General features: G+C 36.7%; 12 protein-coding genes. 4 read left to right on the top strand and 8 right to left on the bottom strand.

The genetic code is table 11. The annotated features are described in order from the left end of the window. Positions 1-48: 48 nt before the first annotated feature. Both gyrB and FRX52_RS00500 read right to left on the bottom strand, forming a co-directional pair. Positions 49-2,001, bottom strand: a complete 1,953-nt coding sequence (gyrB, locus tag FRX52_RS00505) for a DNA topoisomerase (ATP-hydrolyzing) subunit B (protein WP_146538102.1) — start codon at positions 1,999-2,001, stop codon at positions 49-51. A 142-nt stretch (positions 2,002-2,143) separates the two neighbouring features. After that, positions 2,144-4,060, bottom strand: coding sequence for a heavy metal translocating P-type ATPase (locus FRX52_RS00500; RefSeq protein WP_146538101.1), 1,917 nt, complete (start codon positions 4,058-4,060; stop codon positions 2,144-2,146). Positions 4,061-4,155: 95 nt separating this feature from the next. Between FRX52_RS00500 and FRX52_RS00495 the strand changes: the two genes are divergently transcribed. After that, positions 4,156-4,938, top strand: a complete 783-nt coding sequence (locus tag FRX52_RS00495) for a MerR family DNA-binding transcriptional regulator (protein WP_146538100.1) — start codon at positions 4,156-4,158, stop codon at positions 4,936-4,938. Positions 4,939-5,024: 86 nt separating this feature from the next. Here the strand turns inward: FRX52_RS00495 and FRX52_RS00490 are convergent, their stop codons facing one another. From FRX52_RS00490 to FRX52_RS05505, 5 genes are all read right to left on the bottom strand, one after another. Continuing rightward, positions 5,025-5,360, bottom strand: coding sequence for a hypothetical protein (locus tag FRX52_RS00490; protein WP_146538099.1), 336 nt, complete (start codon positions 5,358-5,360; stop codon positions 5,025-5,027). A gap of 391 nt (positions 5,361-5,751) precedes the next feature. Beyond that, entirely contained in the window at positions 5,752-5,991 is a 240-nt protein-coding gene (locus tag FRX52_RS00485) for a hypothetical protein (RefSeq protein WP_146494935.1), read from the bottom strand. Between the two features lie 870 nt (positions 5,992-6,861). Further along, the gene (locus FRX52_RS00480) at positions 6,862-7,050 is read right to left on the bottom strand and encodes a hypothetical protein (protein WP_146538098.1); all 189 of its coding nucleotides are present in this window, start codon (positions 7,048-7,050) and stop codon (positions 6,862-6,864) included. 132 nt (positions 7,051-7,182) lie between these two features. Then, positions 7,183-7,410 (bottom strand): hypothetical protein, encoded by a 228-nt coding sequence (locus tag FRX52_RS00475; RefSeq protein WP_146538097.1) that lies wholly within the window; start codon positions 7,408-7,410, stop codon positions 7,183-7,185. 242 nt (positions 7,411-7,652) lie between these two features. Next, positions 7,653-7,787 carry a hypothetical protein gene (locus FRX52_RS05505; protein ID WP_261378931.1) on the bottom strand — a complete coding sequence of 45 codons (135 nt, stop codon included), beginning with the start codon at positions 7,785-7,787 and terminating at the stop codon, positions 7,653-7,655. Between the two features lie 537 nt (positions 7,788-8,324). On the opposite strand from FRX52_RS05505, the gene mnmE reads away from it, so the two are divergent. Then, positions 8,325-9,692 (top strand): tRNA uridine-5-carboxymethylaminomethyl(34) synthesis GTPase MnmE, encoded by a 1,368-nt coding sequence (gene mnmE, locus FRX52_RS00470; RefSeq protein WP_146538096.1) that lies wholly within the window; start codon positions 8,325-8,327, stop codon positions 9,690-9,692. A gap of 182 nt (positions 9,693-9,874) precedes the next feature. Here mnmE and FRX52_RS05455 read toward each other — a convergent pair whose 3' ends face one another. Next, positions 9,875-10,018, bottom strand: coding sequence for a hypothetical protein (locus FRX52_RS05455; protein ID WP_186603301.1), 144 nt, complete (start codon positions 10,016-10,018; stop codon positions 9,875-9,877). Positions 10,019-10,415: 397 nt separating this feature from the next. Between FRX52_RS05455 and FRX52_RS00465 the strand changes: the two genes are divergently transcribed. Both FRX52_RS00465 and FRX52_RS00460 read left to right on the top strand, forming a co-directional pair. Continuing rightward, on the top strand, positions 10,416-12,494 hold the full coding sequence (locus FRX52_RS00465) for a site-specific DNA-methyltransferase (protein WP_146538095.1): 2,079 nt from the start codon (positions 10,416-10,418) through the stop codon (positions 12,492-12,494). A gap of 9 nt (positions 12,495-12,503) precedes the next feature. After that, the gene (locus FRX52_RS00460) at positions 12,504-15,464 is read left to right on the top strand and encodes a type III restriction-modification system endonuclease (protein WP_146538094.1); all 2,961 of its coding nucleotides are present in this window, start codon (positions 12,504-12,506) and stop codon (positions 15,462-15,464) included. The last annotated feature ends 84 nt before the right edge of the window (positions 15,465-15,548 follow it).

Here is a 15,548-nt window from a genome sequence, read left to right as displayed (position 1 = left end):
ATAAGCCCATTATAACACACTTGAATCTGATTTTCAAAATAAGCTGAACTAGATATCCAAGGTACTATAAACCGCATTTTCTTCGATAAATTCACGACGTGGTTCAACTTTGTCCCCCATCAACATATCAAAAATGCGATCAGCCTCTGCTGCATCATCCACTGAAACTCTCGCCATCAAACGTCTTTCAGGATCCATCGTGGTTTCCCAAAGTTGATGATCGTCCATTTCTCCCAAACCTTTATAGCGTTGAACAGTCGGTTTTGAACGACCTTGACTATATTGGTCTAAAGCCTCTTTCAAATCTTGTTCTTGATTGGCACCAGGCTGAATGTAGGCCTTAATCTCACTACCGACCTTCACCCCATAAATTGGTGGCTGGGCGATATACACATAACCTGCTTCCAAGATTGGTCGCATAAAACGATAAATCAAGGTCAACAATAAGGTACGAATATGGGCACCATCAACATCAGCATCGGTCATGATGACTAATTTTTGATAACGGGCCTTAGCCACATCAAAATCAGCACCAAAACCAGTTCCCATAGCAGTAAATAGACTTCTGATTTCCTCGTTGGCTAGGATTTTATCCATGGTGGCTTTTTCGACATTCAAAATCTTACCACGGATAGGCAAAATCGCTTGAAATTCACGATTACGGCCAGACTTGGCTGAGCCACCTGCCGAATCCCCCTCAACAATGAACAATTCGTTTTGACTTGGGTCATTTGATGAACAATCTGCCAATTTACCAGGTAGATTGGAAATTTCTAAACCAGATTTCTTTCGAGTCACTTCACGCGCGCGCTTAGCTGCAATCCGAGCTTTACTCGCTAAAATACCTTTTTCGACAATCTTTTTAGCAATTTGTGGATTTTCTAATAAAAAGCGACTAAAGGCATCACTAAACAAACGATTAGTAATCTTGACCACTTCTGAATTGCCTAGTTTCGTCTTGGTTTGCCCTTCAAACTGGGGATTTGGATGTTTGACAGAAATGACAGCTGTCAAACCTTCACGCACGTCCTCTCCTGTTAGATTATCGTCATTTTCTTTTAAAATCTTATTTTTTTTCGCGTAATCATTGATGACACGCGTCAGAGCCGTCCGAAAACCTTGTTCATGAGTTCCACCTTCATGAGTATGGATGTTATTGGCAAAACTAATCACAGTTTCATGGTAACTGGTGGTGTATTGCATTGCCACTTCGACCGAAATTCCCTCTAGCTCACCATCTGTATAAATCGGAGATTCAAAAATAGTATCTTTATTGGAATTGATATAGTCAACATAGCTAACAATACCACCCTCATAGTGAAATGGTTTCACTTGTTCCTTACCGGAACGCTTATCTGCAATAGAAATCCTCAAACCACGATTAAGAAAGGCCAACTCTTGCACACGCTTAGCTAACTTATCAAAATCATATTCCGTTGTTTCTTTGAAAATCTCTGGATCTGGCGTAAAATGAACGGTTGTTCCTGTACGGTCTGTCTGACCAATCACAGCTAAATCAGCAACAACTTGCCCACGACGGTATTCCTGGAAATAAACCTTGCCATCCTTATAGACTTTAACATCTAGTTGGGTTGACAGGGCATTAACCACTGAAGAACCTACTCCATGCAGACCACCAGAAACCTTGTAACCACCACCACCAAATTTTCCTCCGGCATGCAAGACCGTAAAAACCGTTTCTACTGCAGGACGACCTGTCTTTTCTTGAATATCGACAGGAATTCCACGGCCATCGTCAATGACGGTAATGGAGTTATCTTTCTCAATAACAACCTCTATCTTACTGGCAAAACCTGCCAAGGCCTCATCAATCGAGTTGTCAACAATTTCCCAAACAAGATGGTGCAAACCCTCTTTAGACGTTGAGCCAATATACATTCCTGGGCGAACACGAACAGCCTCTAAGCCATCCAAGACCTGAATCTGACTGGCATCATATTCCTTGGCGAGATCTGCCATTTGTTTCTTTTCTTCTGTCATCTGAACAACCTTTTTTCCTGATAGTTTTACTGTTTATTATAGCATATTCTTAATAAAAATCATAGTGTTTACAATAAAAGTCACCATATAACCTCTCAAATAATCAAAAACTGACCAACTAAACAAGTGGTCAGTTTAAGGCTTAATTTCGTCTGAGTAATAGACGTAAGCTATTTAGTAATACAAGTAAGGTTGACCCTTCATGTAGTGTCACACTGGCCACCACTGAGAGATTACCAAAGAAAGTTAAGCTAATAAGTAGAAAGACAACGAGCATTGAAAAGACAATGTTTTGTAAAATAACGTTTTTTAAACGTTTCGATACTTGGTGGGCTTCCATCAGTTTCAACAAATCATTTTTCATCAAAACAACATCTGCTGTTTCAATCGCCACATCTGTCCCTTCTCCCATGGCAATCCCAATATCCGCCGTTACTAAGGCCGGTGCATCATTTACTCCGTCACCCAACATAGCCGTCAAACCATAGTTGGCTTGTTGATTTTTGATAATCTCAGCCTTTTGCTCAGGCATGACATTAGCAGCGATGTCTGCGATTCCCAACTGACGTCCAATTGCTTCACCAGTCAGCTTAGCATCACCTGTAATCATTACCGTTCTCACGCCAGCTTTATTAAAATAATCAATGGCTGTCAAGGCACTTTCTTGAGGCACGTCTTGAATTGCAATAAATCCAACGACTTGATTATCAATAGCCACCATAACAACCGTGCGTCCTTGACTCTCTTCTTCCTCTTTAACCGTCAACCAAGTTTGAGAAATTGTTTCAAATGAACTTGGCTTGGCAATGCGGTAACGATGCCCTTGATAATCTGAGATAATCCCTTCTCCAAGGCGAGTTTCGATTTCCAAACTTGGCACATCTACCACTAGATTAGGCATAAAATAATTCACAATAGCCGTCGCGAGAGGATGGTTGGATTGCTGCTCCATACCAACCAAGATAGCCTGTAATTCGTCATTACTCACCACATCTTGCTCAAAGCGATAGTCAACCACTTTTGGTTTTCCTTCTGTCAAAGTACCTGTTTTATCAAAAGCAATTGCTTTCAAGTCACTAAGGTTAGACAGATAAGCCCCACCCTTAAACAAGACCCCTTGACGAGCTAGGTTAGAAATGCCTGCTAGGGTCGCTGGCACTGCAGAAACAGCCAAAGCACATGGCGACGCTGACACCATAAAGGTCAAACCGATTGAGAAAGTCTTAGCCAAGGTCCAGTTAAAAACCAGTGGCCCAACAAACATCAAGGCAAGAAACACCAAAAGGACAATATTCACATAAACTGGTTCAAAAGCTCGAATACGACTTGCCGTTGGAGATAGATTGCTTTGAGAAGCCTCTACCAGTTGCAAAATACGAGAAAAGACCGTGTCTGAACTATCCTTGGTCACTTCCATGACAAAGGTGCTGTTACCATTTATGGTTGAACCAAATACCGTATCACCTACTGTTTTTTCACGTGGAATTGACTCACCATTGATAGTAGATTCATCAATGCTTGTCGTTCCTTCAATGATTACCCCATCCGTTGGCACTTGACCACCATTCAACACCTGAACACGATCTCCAATTGCCAACTGATCCACCGGCACAACCTCCACATTACCATCACCAGATAGACGGCGGGCTTCAGTTGGATTCAATTGTAGCAGTTTAGTGATTTCACGTTGGCTGCGTCCTTCCACATATTCTTCAAGAAAATGGGCCCCAGCAAAGATAAAAATCAACAGTGCTGATTCGGTCGCCTCACCCAGTAAAACCGCTCCAATAGCGGCTAGGGTCATCAAAATATGTGTATTGGGAGTGAATTTTCCTTTTTCCTTAGTTTTTTGAATGGTGTCTTCAATCCCCTCCCACATGACATGGTAGCCTGACACCAACATGGCAACTGTTGAGAAAATCGCCTTAACCGTATCACTAACAGGTAAGACTAAGCCTAGAATAAAAATGCCAATACCAACGAAAAACAAGACCATTGGCGATACTTTTAGTTTGCTATGGCTATGTTGGCAGTTCTTATTATGTTTTTTCTCGCTCATAAAAATTCTCCTTTAATCGAATAGCTTGGAAAAGCTTTCTTGATTTGTTATACTCTTATTATAAACTATACCGTAAAGGGAAGGTCAAGCATTTTATGGCAGATTTTCAACATTTTTTAACCATTGGTCAGTTAAGTAAATTTTCAGGCATTCATATCAAAGCCCTACGCTATTATGAGAAAATCGGCATTCTATCTCCTAGTCATATTAACCAAGACAATGGTTATCGCTACTATTCGCATTCTCATATTCCTTATGTTGCCTTGATTAAAATGTGTGCGGATTATGGCTTGCCACTCAAGGATTTTAACAATTATATTCTTGACGCAGATACCATTGACATGAGTAAAATTATTCAAGAAGCTAGGGAGAAAATTACACAAATCGAAAAACAAGTTGAAAAAGACAAGGCCTATCTGCAAAATCTTCAAGATCAACTCCTACTATCTGACCAACTTGACAAGACCCATAAGTCCCATTTGCAAGATCAAAATGACGACTTTCTGCTTTTTGATTTTCAAGGAAAAATCCTATCGGCCAACTACCACCAACAGGCTCGCCAAGCCTTACTCAAATTAGAAGAACAAGGCCTCCAATACGACAATCGTCTTGGCTGTTACTATACTTATCAAAATAAGACTTGGCAGCAATACTTAGCCGTCAAGGTCAAGGAATGCTTGAACCTGCCAGAGCGTCTTAGTATTTGTCTTAATCAAAAACATATCCATGCCGAACATATCCATCAGGATCAGATTGACCAACGACTCAAGCAACTACATCGTGACAAGGGCATTCAAAGTTTTCTTATCCTAGAAACATTTGAAAATCCCTACCATCTCAGCCTACCACATTTGGAGTTGCGTTATATTATGGCTTAACGTCCTAAGGGTGTTGACATCTTAAATCCTTTTCTAAATAAAAAACGACACTGTCCTTAGACAATGTCGTTTTATTACTTTATTGATTAGTTTCTTTGTGCTGACCTGATTGCACTGTCTAAATATAACTCTGCCATGGAACGCTCATGCTCATATTTCTCTACACGCTTCCAATATCCTTGTACAGTCGAATAAAGGATAACACCAAGTAGAAAAGAATAGAAAAAAGGTTCTAGTAATACAGGAATAACAAATAACCAAAACAAAAATTTAAAGTCATAAACACTCATTAAAAATGACCAAGAACCCCATATAAAATTGATGATAAATATGAAACACCAAAAACTAAGCCAAATGTAACCTTTCTTGAGTTCTCTTTCTGTTCGTCTTAAATCTTGAGCTAATCGTTCCAGTTCACCCATTTCCCTTCACCTCGCTTCTTTATCTTTATTATACTACTCAAGTTCAAATAAGCAAACTACCACTTAGTTTTTTAACAGATTAACTAATAAAATCGCCTAAGTTCATAACACTCATGCAACCTTTAAGGTCTTCAGCACGGTTTGGACACACAAAACCGTATGAGATTCCATACAGTTAAGTCACATTTTAAGTAGCAAAAAAGCACTTAGACTAAATCTAAGTGCTTAACTTAGGCGGGACCGCCGGATGTCGCCCGCATTTCTCGACCCACTAATAAAGTGGCGCGTTGGAGACGGATACTTTTCAACCTCTAAGTTTACCTATATTATATTATAAATTTTTATCTTAGTAAAAAATTTTCTTCCATAACATAAAGTAAAAATAGATTATCTATCCCCAAGCTAAGAATTTTTCGTCTGGCAATTCTCCGCTATCCCACATTTGCTTAACCACTCCTCGAGCTTTATTTGCAAAATAAGGATAACCAAGCTCAGTGTCATAAGTAGATTCAATAGCTACAACTACTTCTCCTGTTTTTTCATCAATCTCTACCATTCCTGGTGCTTTGTTCTCAGGAATATACCAATAACCTTTACTATTTGAATTAAAAATTTTAATCAATCTAAGCATTACAAGTCTCCTTTTTCCTTAGCTCAAGTTCCATAGGCTCATGATTTAACCTGACAATATTGTACTTCTTCAATATCCCGTGTTAAAGATTGAAATACATCTACATTTTCCCAAATAATTGACATATTTAGTGATAATGCAGTCATATTTTTCTTACAAAATAAGAATGGAAACAATGATTACTCCTATTTTTATTTGACTAATAACTTATGATTTAATATACTTTATTTAAAGAGTGTGAAGGTTGAGTACCCATTGGAACGCGGTTTTCACACTCTTTTTTTGTTTTTTAGCTACCAGCTTACTACATTTTTGACCTAATCATAGTAACAATCTCATCTTCTCTCTTTCAGATTACAATTTCACCACATCTGACGATTGATCTGTTCTATTATCTCTTCTTGGGATAATGGAGTTTTAGCTTTTATAATTGTTAGAGCGGTGTTCCTCTTTCCAGTATCGTATCAAGTTTCAAAAAACGTAGTCAGGACAATAATTGATGATAACACTGAGTTCAAAAACTTTTTGCAACTTATAGTTTCAACATCTCTTAGAAACTTTATCAGAATGCTCCAAAGAATAAACTACTCTTTTTTCTTCTCAAGCGCTTCTTGAAAAAATCGATTGCTTTTCAACAATCCTAAACGATAAGCATGATATCTCACAACAGCAAGCAAGACAAGTGAATCCTCACAGCTATTACGACTGTTTTGTTTTTCAAGATTATCTAAGAACTGTTTACGTTCTTCTTTAAGGAGTCCGTTTTCTTCGTCAACAGTAAAATATTTCCTATAAATTAGCCATATTTCATTTCAAGCTACTTATGGTAGCAAAAAACACCTAGAAGTTACTAGATTAAATCTATAAACTTTATGTCTCGACAATAAACCTTTCAACTTCACTATCTGTTAATGGACGACCAAGACGCATTGCTTCTTGCATAATGGCTCGAATATTATACTTTGGCATATCAACTATAGGAAGTGTATTGCATCCTTCTGCCAATCTATCGACCGCTTCGTCAAGTCTAGCAAAAGATTTCATCTCTTCTTTATTCATTTTCAGTCCTCCTGAATTAGTTCCTACTAATTGAGTAATTTATCAACAACTTACTCATCAAGAGAGTTGTTTTATCTATATTTCATTGATAATTGCTTATGATAACAAAAAGCACTCAGATTGTTCCAAGTGTTAAAAGATAACTTGTTTATCAAGTAGGTTGTCATTAGTATATTCTACAGTAAAGGTATTTAGTATTTGATTTCCTCTTCCCATAACAATATTATGAAAAGTATATTGTTTATCACCAATCAAAATTTTACCATCAGGTTTTGAATCACTAAAATCAGGATTCTCAACAGTAACTGAAACCAATCCTAAAGATTTAATTGGAAACGTTGAAATAATTCTATTTTTCATTTCTTAATTCCTCCAATTCTTTTTGATAAACCCTCAATGGATTTTGAATTTATTTTACTTCTTTTCGGTATATCATATTTGTCTATTATAGATCATAAATATTGCTGATCTGCATGATAGAGTTCTTCCAACATCTCAGATATAATCGATTTCTTTTGTAATACAATTATCTCTTGATCTAAACAAACTGCATCTACTATTTGTAAGTCAAGATAGGAAAAACTTCTTCATTTTATCAAACTCTAAGACAATTCATGTTCTTTAAGCAATAATTCAAAAAATCTATCCATTTCATCAGGAGTAAGGGTGTTTGGGCCATCTAAACGCCCTGTCCGTTCTTTCAGAGCTTCTAACTCTTGACGTTCTAATTCGGTCATGATACCTACCCCATTTCAGTCTATATCTTCTATCGTAATTATATAGCGTTTCAAAGAAACTTTCAACAAATTTATCATGAACAACATAGACCACTAGTTCCACTATTTTTTCATGAGATGATGAAATTTTGTTATGTCAAAAATCATATCCAAAGTAGCCACTCCTACTACCATAAAAATCAAGATTAGCCAATAAAGAAAGTTGTTTTTTATTGGCTAACGAATCTCGCCTATGTTAGAATAATACTATAATAATAATTAGGCATTGGACTTTCGCCCCTTTGCTTAACCTAGTAGCTTAGTGATCAACGCTCCTGTAATTGCACTGATTATTGCTACCGCGACTTCTCTTGTTAGAGAAGTTTTTTCATTTTCAAGATTGATAGATATTTCCGTCTTGCAAGTTTTTTAGTTTTTCATTGCCACTATTACCGCCGAGATCTAAAAGTTTAGGATTAACTTAATCAGACATCTATCTAGAAAATGATATAATAAACTATAACATCTAATCTTACTGATAACATTAAAGGAATACAAATGATAACAAAAGAATTTGATACCATCGCTGCCATTGCTACTCCCTTGGGGGAAGGGGCTATCGGAATTGTCCGTTTGTCTGGCACAGATGCCATTACAATCGCTAGCAAGGTCTTTAAGGGGAAGGACTTAAAACAGGTCACTTCTCATACCATCAACTATGGCCATATCGTAGAAAACAACCAAATCATCGATGAAGTCATGCTCAGTCTGATGCGAACACCCAAAACGTTTACTCGTGAAGATGTCATCGAAATCAATACACATGGCGGTCTAGCAGTGACCAACCAAATCTTGCAACTCTTGATTCGCCACGGTGCACGTTTAGCCGAACCAGGTGAATTTACCAAGCGTGCCTTTCTCAATGGTCGAATTGACCTCACACAAGCTGAAGCAATCATGGATCTCATCCGAGCTAAGACAGATAAGGCCATGTCAATTGCGGTCAAACAATTAGACGGCTCATTGTCTGATTTGATCAATAATACACGCCAAGAAATCCTGAATACGCTGGCTCAGGTGGAAGTTAATATTGACTATCCTGAATACGATGATGTTGAAGAAATGACGACGGCTCTCTTACAAGAAAAAACTCAAGAATTCGAAAAGCTGCTGACCAACCTGCTCAAAACAGCCAAACGTGGCAAGATCTTGCGTGAGGGCTTATCGACTGCGATCATTGGCCGACCAAATGTAGGTAAATCAAGCCTACTCAATACTCTGCTTCGAGAAGACAAGGCCATTGTCACTGATATTGAAGGAACCACTCGTGACGTCATTGAAGAATATGTCAATATCAATGGGGTACCACTGAAACTCATTGATACGGCAGGGATTCGTGAAACCGATGATGTGGTTGAGCAAATCGGTGTGGAGCGTTCTAAAAAAGCCCTCAAAGAAGCTGACTTAGTGCTTTTGGTCTTAAATAGCTCTGAAAAACTAACTCCACAAGACCGTCAACTTCTTGAACTCAGCCAAGGTAGTAATCGTATCATTCTGCTCAACAAGACCGACCTCCCCCAAGCTATCGAAAAAGAACAATTACCAGATGATGTGTTAAGCATTTCTGTCTTAACCAAAGAAAATATTGATTTGATTGAAGAGCGTATCAACCAACTCTTCTTTGACAATGCAGGTATTGTTGAACAAGATGCCACCTACCTGTCCAATACCCGTCATATCAGTCTAATTGAACAGGCTGTGGATAGTTTACAAGCAGTCAATCAAGGTTTAGAACTTGGTATGCCAGTTGATTTACTGCAAATTGATCTCACTCGCACTTGGGAAATTTTAGGGCAAATCACTGGAGACGCTGCACCAGATGAACTCATCACTCAACTCTTTAGTCAGTTCTGTCTTGGTAAATAAAAAAACCAGAATCACTAAGTGGTTCTGGTTTTTAGGAGATTTATAAAAAGAAAAGTTTTAGGATGACTATAGTATAAGTTAGTTAGCTTAATCCTAACTTAAACGAAATTTATTTTATGATGCTAAAACAAAATCCTTACCAAGTTAATAACTTTTCTAATCGTTATTACTTTCAATAACCCCTATTGATAATAAAAACGTTCTTCTTTATCCGTTTGGAATATAGCTCTTTTACTTCGCCCATTTTGGGCATACCTCCTCACAACTGTGATAATGACAATTCCAAAAAAATTGAACTCATCACAAGGTTTTTCTTCCTTGCCCATTTTGGGCACACCTCATCACAACTGTGATGATGACAATTCCAAAAAGAATTGAGCTCATCACAAGATTTTTCTTCTTTACCCGATTTAAAGTTGAGTCGCTCATCGCTAGGATGATAACCACTCCGAAGAAAATTAACTCGCTCAATGTTTTTCTCTGATTTGTCAAGAAAAACTCTTTTATAGTATAATGAGACTATTATAAAGTAGTAAAGGAAATAGTTAGTATGAACACAAACACAGCTACCAGCTACCAGCTACCAGCTACCAGCTACCAGCTACCAGCTACCAGCTACCGCTGATTATGTAATCAATGGTCTTTTTTGTCAAGCCCTAAAACAAACTTTTTCACATTTTTGTGGGAAAGTTTTTTCTGTTGTCTTGGGAAGCGAGGTGACCTATGCTTAAAACAAATCTTAATGATAACGCAAATGTCACGTCAAACTCTGCTTTTCTTAAAGAATTGAGAAATAAACTACCAGAATTTTTTACTGCTGACAAGGGTGATGAAGATGGAACGGTGATTTCTCAAGGAAAGTTTGATTTTGAAAAGTTCAAATCAATGCTCGAAGAAAACTCTATCCAGACAGAGTTAACTTCTGGATATCAACTTAATTTTATTGGGAAAAATTATGCTAAAAAGCAAACTGGAGAAGCTCCCACAACCGTTGTTTTACCAGATAAAGAACATAATAAACAACCCGAAAATAAAAATAGTCAAAATCTCTTTTTCACTGGCAATAATCTCGAAGTCTTGCGTCATTTACAAGCTAGTTATGAAAATAGTATCGATATTATCTATATCGATCCCCCTTATAATACTGGCTCAGACGGCTTTGTTTATGATGACAAATTTGAATATAGTGATGATAAACTGCAAGACCTATTTGGCATGAATGACGAGGAGCTAGAACGCTTCAAATCTATTTATAAAAAAGCAACTCACTCTGCCTGGTTGGCCTTTATGTATCCAAGACTATGGCTAGCCAAACGCTTATTAAAAGAAACTGGTGTTATCTTTGTTTCGATTGACGACAACGAACAAGCCAATCTCAAACTGCTCATGGATGAGATCTTTGGGGAAGGGAATTTTGTTTCAACTTTGGCAGTTGAAAACAATCCAAAAGGTAGAAAAAATAGTAAATATATTTCTGTTAATCATGAAACACTTCATATTTATTCTAAAAATAGTGAGAAAACTACTCCTTTTGAAAATATAGTAAAAAAAGATAATCTATTGGAAGATGAAGTTGGCTTTTACACTCATGGAAAACGTGTATTAGTTGGTGAAAGCACAAATAATAAAGCAAATGGAGGAGAAAAAGACTACTCTGTTTATTTTAATGGTCATGATATAGTTTTAAAAACAGAACTATTATCAGAAAAAGACACTGAATTAGAAAATAAAGGTTATAAAGTATATAGATCTATAAAAGATAATATACTATTAGAGAATACATATTCAAAAAGTAAATTCTTAGAGTTATATCAAAACAAATCTTTGTTATTTAAAGAGAATAGTATTTATGAAAAAGATAGAAACGTTTATAAACAGCAAAAAAGTTTTATAAAATCCACTGAGGAATGGGATTTAAAAACAGAAACAGCAGGATTCTCTTATAATGATTTTAATTTAAAAAAACTTTTTACAATGCCTAAAAATCCCCAATTTATAAAAATGTTAATAAAAATGATTGGAAATTCTCAAGCAACCATCCTCGACTTCTTCGCCGGCTCTGCCACTACTGCTGATGCCGTGATGCAGTTAAACGCTGAAGATGGAGGCACGCGTCAGTATATCATGGTGCAGTTACCAGAGAAGACTTATGACCAAAACAGTGATGGTAAAAAGGTCGCTCGTAAGGGAAGTGAGACAGCTTTCACAGCTGGTTATCAATCGATCGACGAAATCTCACGTGAACGAATTAAGCGAGCCAGTCAAAAAATCCAAGAAGAAAAGGGAGAGAACTTGCCTGAAACCTTTGATGGTGGGTTTAAGCATTATCGTGTCTTAAAACCAAAACAAGCCACCTTGGATGATTTAGATGCTTTTGATATAGAAACTGGAGAATTTATTGATAGTAAAGGTAATCATCTTCTCCTTAACGAAAGCGGATTTGACGACATGATCAAACCATTTTCTTCTCAAGAACTAGGTTTTGATGAGGGAGCAAGCGGTGAGGACACTATCCTAGCAACTTGGCTGTTAGCTGATGGTTATGATATCTTAACCTTTGTGGAAACACTAGATTTAGCTGGCTATCAGGCAAGTTATGTTAATGACGAGCGTGTTTATCTCATTGCTAAAGGTTGGTCTTTTGAACAGACCAAAGCATTAGTAAATCTTATTGGTAAAAATGAAAAGGTCATTCAAACCATTGTTCTTTATGGCTATTCTTTTGACATGGAAAGCATGCGAGAACTGGAATTAGTTCTAGCCCAATTGGATACTAAAGTTAATCTGATTAAACGCTATTAGGAGGTTATTGTGAAAATTCTATTAGAAGAACTACCACATCAAGAAGAAGCCCTAAAGCATTTATTAGAGGCCTTTCCACCACTAGACACACATACCACTGATCCTGATAAAAACTTTGCTTTTGCCAATCCGATTCTTCATTATCGAGAGCGTGATGATAAAAATATTGACATCAAGATGGAAACTGGCACTGGTAAAACTTATGTTTATACGAGAGCCATGTATGAACTCCATCAACAATTGGGAATTTTTAAGTTTATCATCGTTGTGCCAACTCCTGCTATCAAAGAAGGGACAAAGAATTTTATCCAATCTAGCTATGCCAAGCAACATTTTCAACAATTTTACGGTAATACTAGAATTGATTTGAATGTGATCAATGCCGGTGATTTTAAATCAAAGTCTGGTCGAAAACATTTCCCTGCTCATTTAACCAATTTTATCGAAGGCAGCAGACAAAACACCAACACGATTCAAGTATTGCTGATAAATGAGGGGATGTTGCGTTCTAAAAGTCTAAAAGCAAAAGATTATGATCAAACCCTGATAGGTAGCACAACTGAACCATTAAAAGCCCTTCAACAAACACGACCAGTCGTAATCATCGATGAACCACATCGTTTTCCAAGAGACAAAAAAAGCTATCAGGCTATCCAGGAATTGAAACCACAAACCATTATCCGTTTTGGTGCAACATTTCCAGATGTCGTTATCGGTAAGGGAAAACATAAACAAGTCAAAAAAGACTACTATCGAGATCAGCCTCAATACAATCTTAATGCGGTTGATTCATTTAATAAGGGGCTAGTAAAAGGGATTGATATTGTTTACCCAAATCTTTCAGAGCAAGACATCGAAAAATCTTGGGTAGTGGAAAAAGTATCTGCTACAGAATTGACACTTAAACAAGGAAAAATCTTAAAATCTTTGTCAGTTGGCGATGAACTAGCAAGTATTGATGGGGACTTTGACGGACAAGTCTATTACGCAGGTAGTAAGATGTTAAGTAATGATTTGGAATTAAACAAGGGAATGAAACTCATTCCAGGAACATTTCAAGCCTCTTATCAAGAAATGATTATCGCAAAAGCTCTTAATGAGCATTTTAAAAAAGAACAAGACAATTTCTTTAGAGCTAATCATGCACCTAAAATTAAAACTTTATCTTTATTTTTCATTGATAGTATCAAATCCTATCGTGATAAAGATGGTTGGCTCAAACAAACTTTTGAGCGTCTGTTAACTAAAAAACTAGAAGATCTGATAAAGCAATATCAAACTAGCCAAGATCAACGAGAACGTGAATACCTTGATTTTTTAAGAGCAACACAAAAAAGCCTTCAAGCAGAGCAGCAAAATGTTCATGCAGGCTACTTTGGCGAAGACAAGGGTAGTGGCGACGAAGCTATTCAAGCAGAAGTCAATGATATTCTAAAAAATAAAAATAAGCTGCTTAGCTTTAAGGATAATCACGGCAACTGGATTACTAGACGATTTCTCTTTTCAAAATGGACTTTACGAGAAGGTTGGGATAATCCTAATGTTTTTGTCATTGCTAAATTACGCAGTTCTGGTAGTGACAATAGTAAAATCCAAGAAGTTGGCCGTGGACTTAGACTTCCTGTTGATGAAACTGGGCATCGTGTCCAACAAGATGAATTTGAATCTCGTTTATCTTTCCATATTGGTTATGATGAACGTGATTTTGCAGACAAACTGATTGGCGAAATCAATCGTGATGCTCCTTTACAACTTAATCATGACAAATTGGATGATGAGCTGATTCAGTTACTTCTTGAAGAAGAACAGAAAAGTCAACCTAACTTTAGCAAAGATGATTTATTGCATAAATTGGATAGGTTAAGAATTATCAACCGAAGCAATGAATTTATCAAAAAAGTGGAAAAAAATGGAGTCGTTAAATCCGGATTTGACTGGTTACTTGAAGAATATCCTAAATTAGCTGACACACAACTTCGAGATGGGAAAGTAACTGATAAACGTAACCAATCTTCCCCAAAATTAGTCAAATTAAATCAAGAAAATTGGAATAAGGTAAAAGAACTTTGGCAACTATTCGCCAAACGATATATGTTGATTTTTGAACGAAACACTAAAGACATTTCTGTGATTCTTGAAGAAGTTTTTACCGAGCCTAAAAATTACTCTCTTGAAAAATATACTTATTCTAAACAAGAATTAGTCAGGCAAGAAGAACAAATGGACATCAGAGAGAATCCTTACGATGACTCTCCTGACTCTTATCATTCAGGAATGCCTTATGGGACTTTTATTAAAGAGTTAGCTAGGCAAACTAACTTGGCAATTACTGACATTCATCCACATGTTTTAACAGCCTTAAAGGAATTAAAGAATTCTGATTATCTAAGTCATACTAGCATTAAAAATCTTGTTAAACTCTTTAAAAAGAAGTTTGCAGAAACTTATAATCAAGCATATCGCTATGAAGCCTTAGATTTTCAGGCTCGAACTTCTATTTTTGATCCTAAGAAAAAATCTTTTGTGGAAAGCATCAATCCTGGATTTTTGGGAGTTAATCAAAAAAATAACATCACAAACAATCCTAGAAGCTTGTATGATAATCCTCCACTTTATTATGATAGTATTCATCCTGAACTCGACTTATTAGAAAAAACTTATCAACCTGAGGTAACCGTCTTTGGTAAATTGCCAAAAAGTGCGATAAAAGTGCCTAAATTTACGGGAGGAACAACGACACCCGACTTCATCTATGTTTTAGAAAAAGATAACAAGCAAACAATTTATCTCTTAGTAGAAGCTAAAGCAGAGAATATGCGTGAATCTGATAAGGAAGTTACTGAAATTCAAAAAAATTTTTTCAAGCAGTTAGATAAGTATCAGATCGATTATGAAGTCGCACACAAAACAGGCGATGTCACTAAGAAAATTGACGAACTTTTACAACTAGAAACAAATGACTTATCGTAGCAATTTAAATGAAACACTCTGCTTTAATCAATAGTCAAAATGATATCAATTAAAAGACGATTCCTAAATAGAAATCGTCTTTTT

The organism is Streptococcus sp. sy018 (assembly GCF_007859185.1).
Lineage (GTDB): Bacteria > Bacillota > Bacilli > Lactobacillales > Streptococcaceae > Streptococcus.
The sequence above is the reverse complement of the archived record's forward strand: the minus strand, read 5'-3'. Positions and strand labels throughout refer to the sequence as shown.

Excerpts from the sequence above, each read along its gene's own strand:
- FRX52_RS00500 (WP_146538101.1), bottom strand. The coding sequence starts at position 4,060 with ATGAGCGAGAAAAAACATAATAAGAACTGCCAACATAGCCATAGCAAA.
- FRX52_RS05505 (WP_261378931.1), bottom strand. The coding sequence starts at position 7,787 with ATGACCGAATTAGAACGTCAAGAGTTAGAAGCTCTGAAAGAACGGACA.
- FRX52_RS00465 (WP_146538095.1), top strand. The coding sequence starts at position 10,416 with ATGCTTAAAACAAATCTTAATGATAACGCAAATGTCACGTCAAACTCT.
- FRX52_RS05455 (WP_186603301.1), bottom strand. The coding sequence starts at position 10,018 with ATGGGCAAGGAAGAAAAACCTTGTGATGAGTTCAATTTTTTTGGAATT.
- FRX52_RS00495 (WP_146538100.1), top strand. The coding sequence starts at position 4,156 with ATGGCAGATTTTCAACATTTTTTAACCATTGGTCAGTTAAGTAAATTT.
- mnmE (WP_146538096.1), top strand. The coding sequence starts at position 8,325 with ATGATAACAAAAGAATTTGATACCATCGCTGCCATTGCTACTCCCTTG.
- FRX52_RS00475 (WP_146538097.1), bottom strand. The coding sequence starts at position 7,410 with ATGAAAAATAGAATTATTTCAACGTTTCCAATTAAATCTTTAGGATTG.
- FRX52_RS00485 (WP_146494935.1), bottom strand. The coding sequence starts at position 5,991 with ATGCTTAGATTGATTAAAATTTTTAATTCAAATAGTAAAGGTTATTGG.
- FRX52_RS00480 (WP_146538098.1), bottom strand. The coding sequence starts at position 7,050 with ATGAATAAAGAAGAGATGAAATCTTTTGCTAGACTTGACGAAGCGGTC.
- FRX52_RS00490 (WP_146538099.1), bottom strand. The coding sequence starts at position 5,360 with ATGGGTGAACTGGAACGATTAGCTCAAGATTTAAGACGAACAGAAAGA.
- gyrB (WP_146538102.1), bottom strand. The coding sequence starts at position 2,001 with ATGACAGAAGAAAAGAAACAAATGGCAGATCTCGCCAAGGAATATGAT.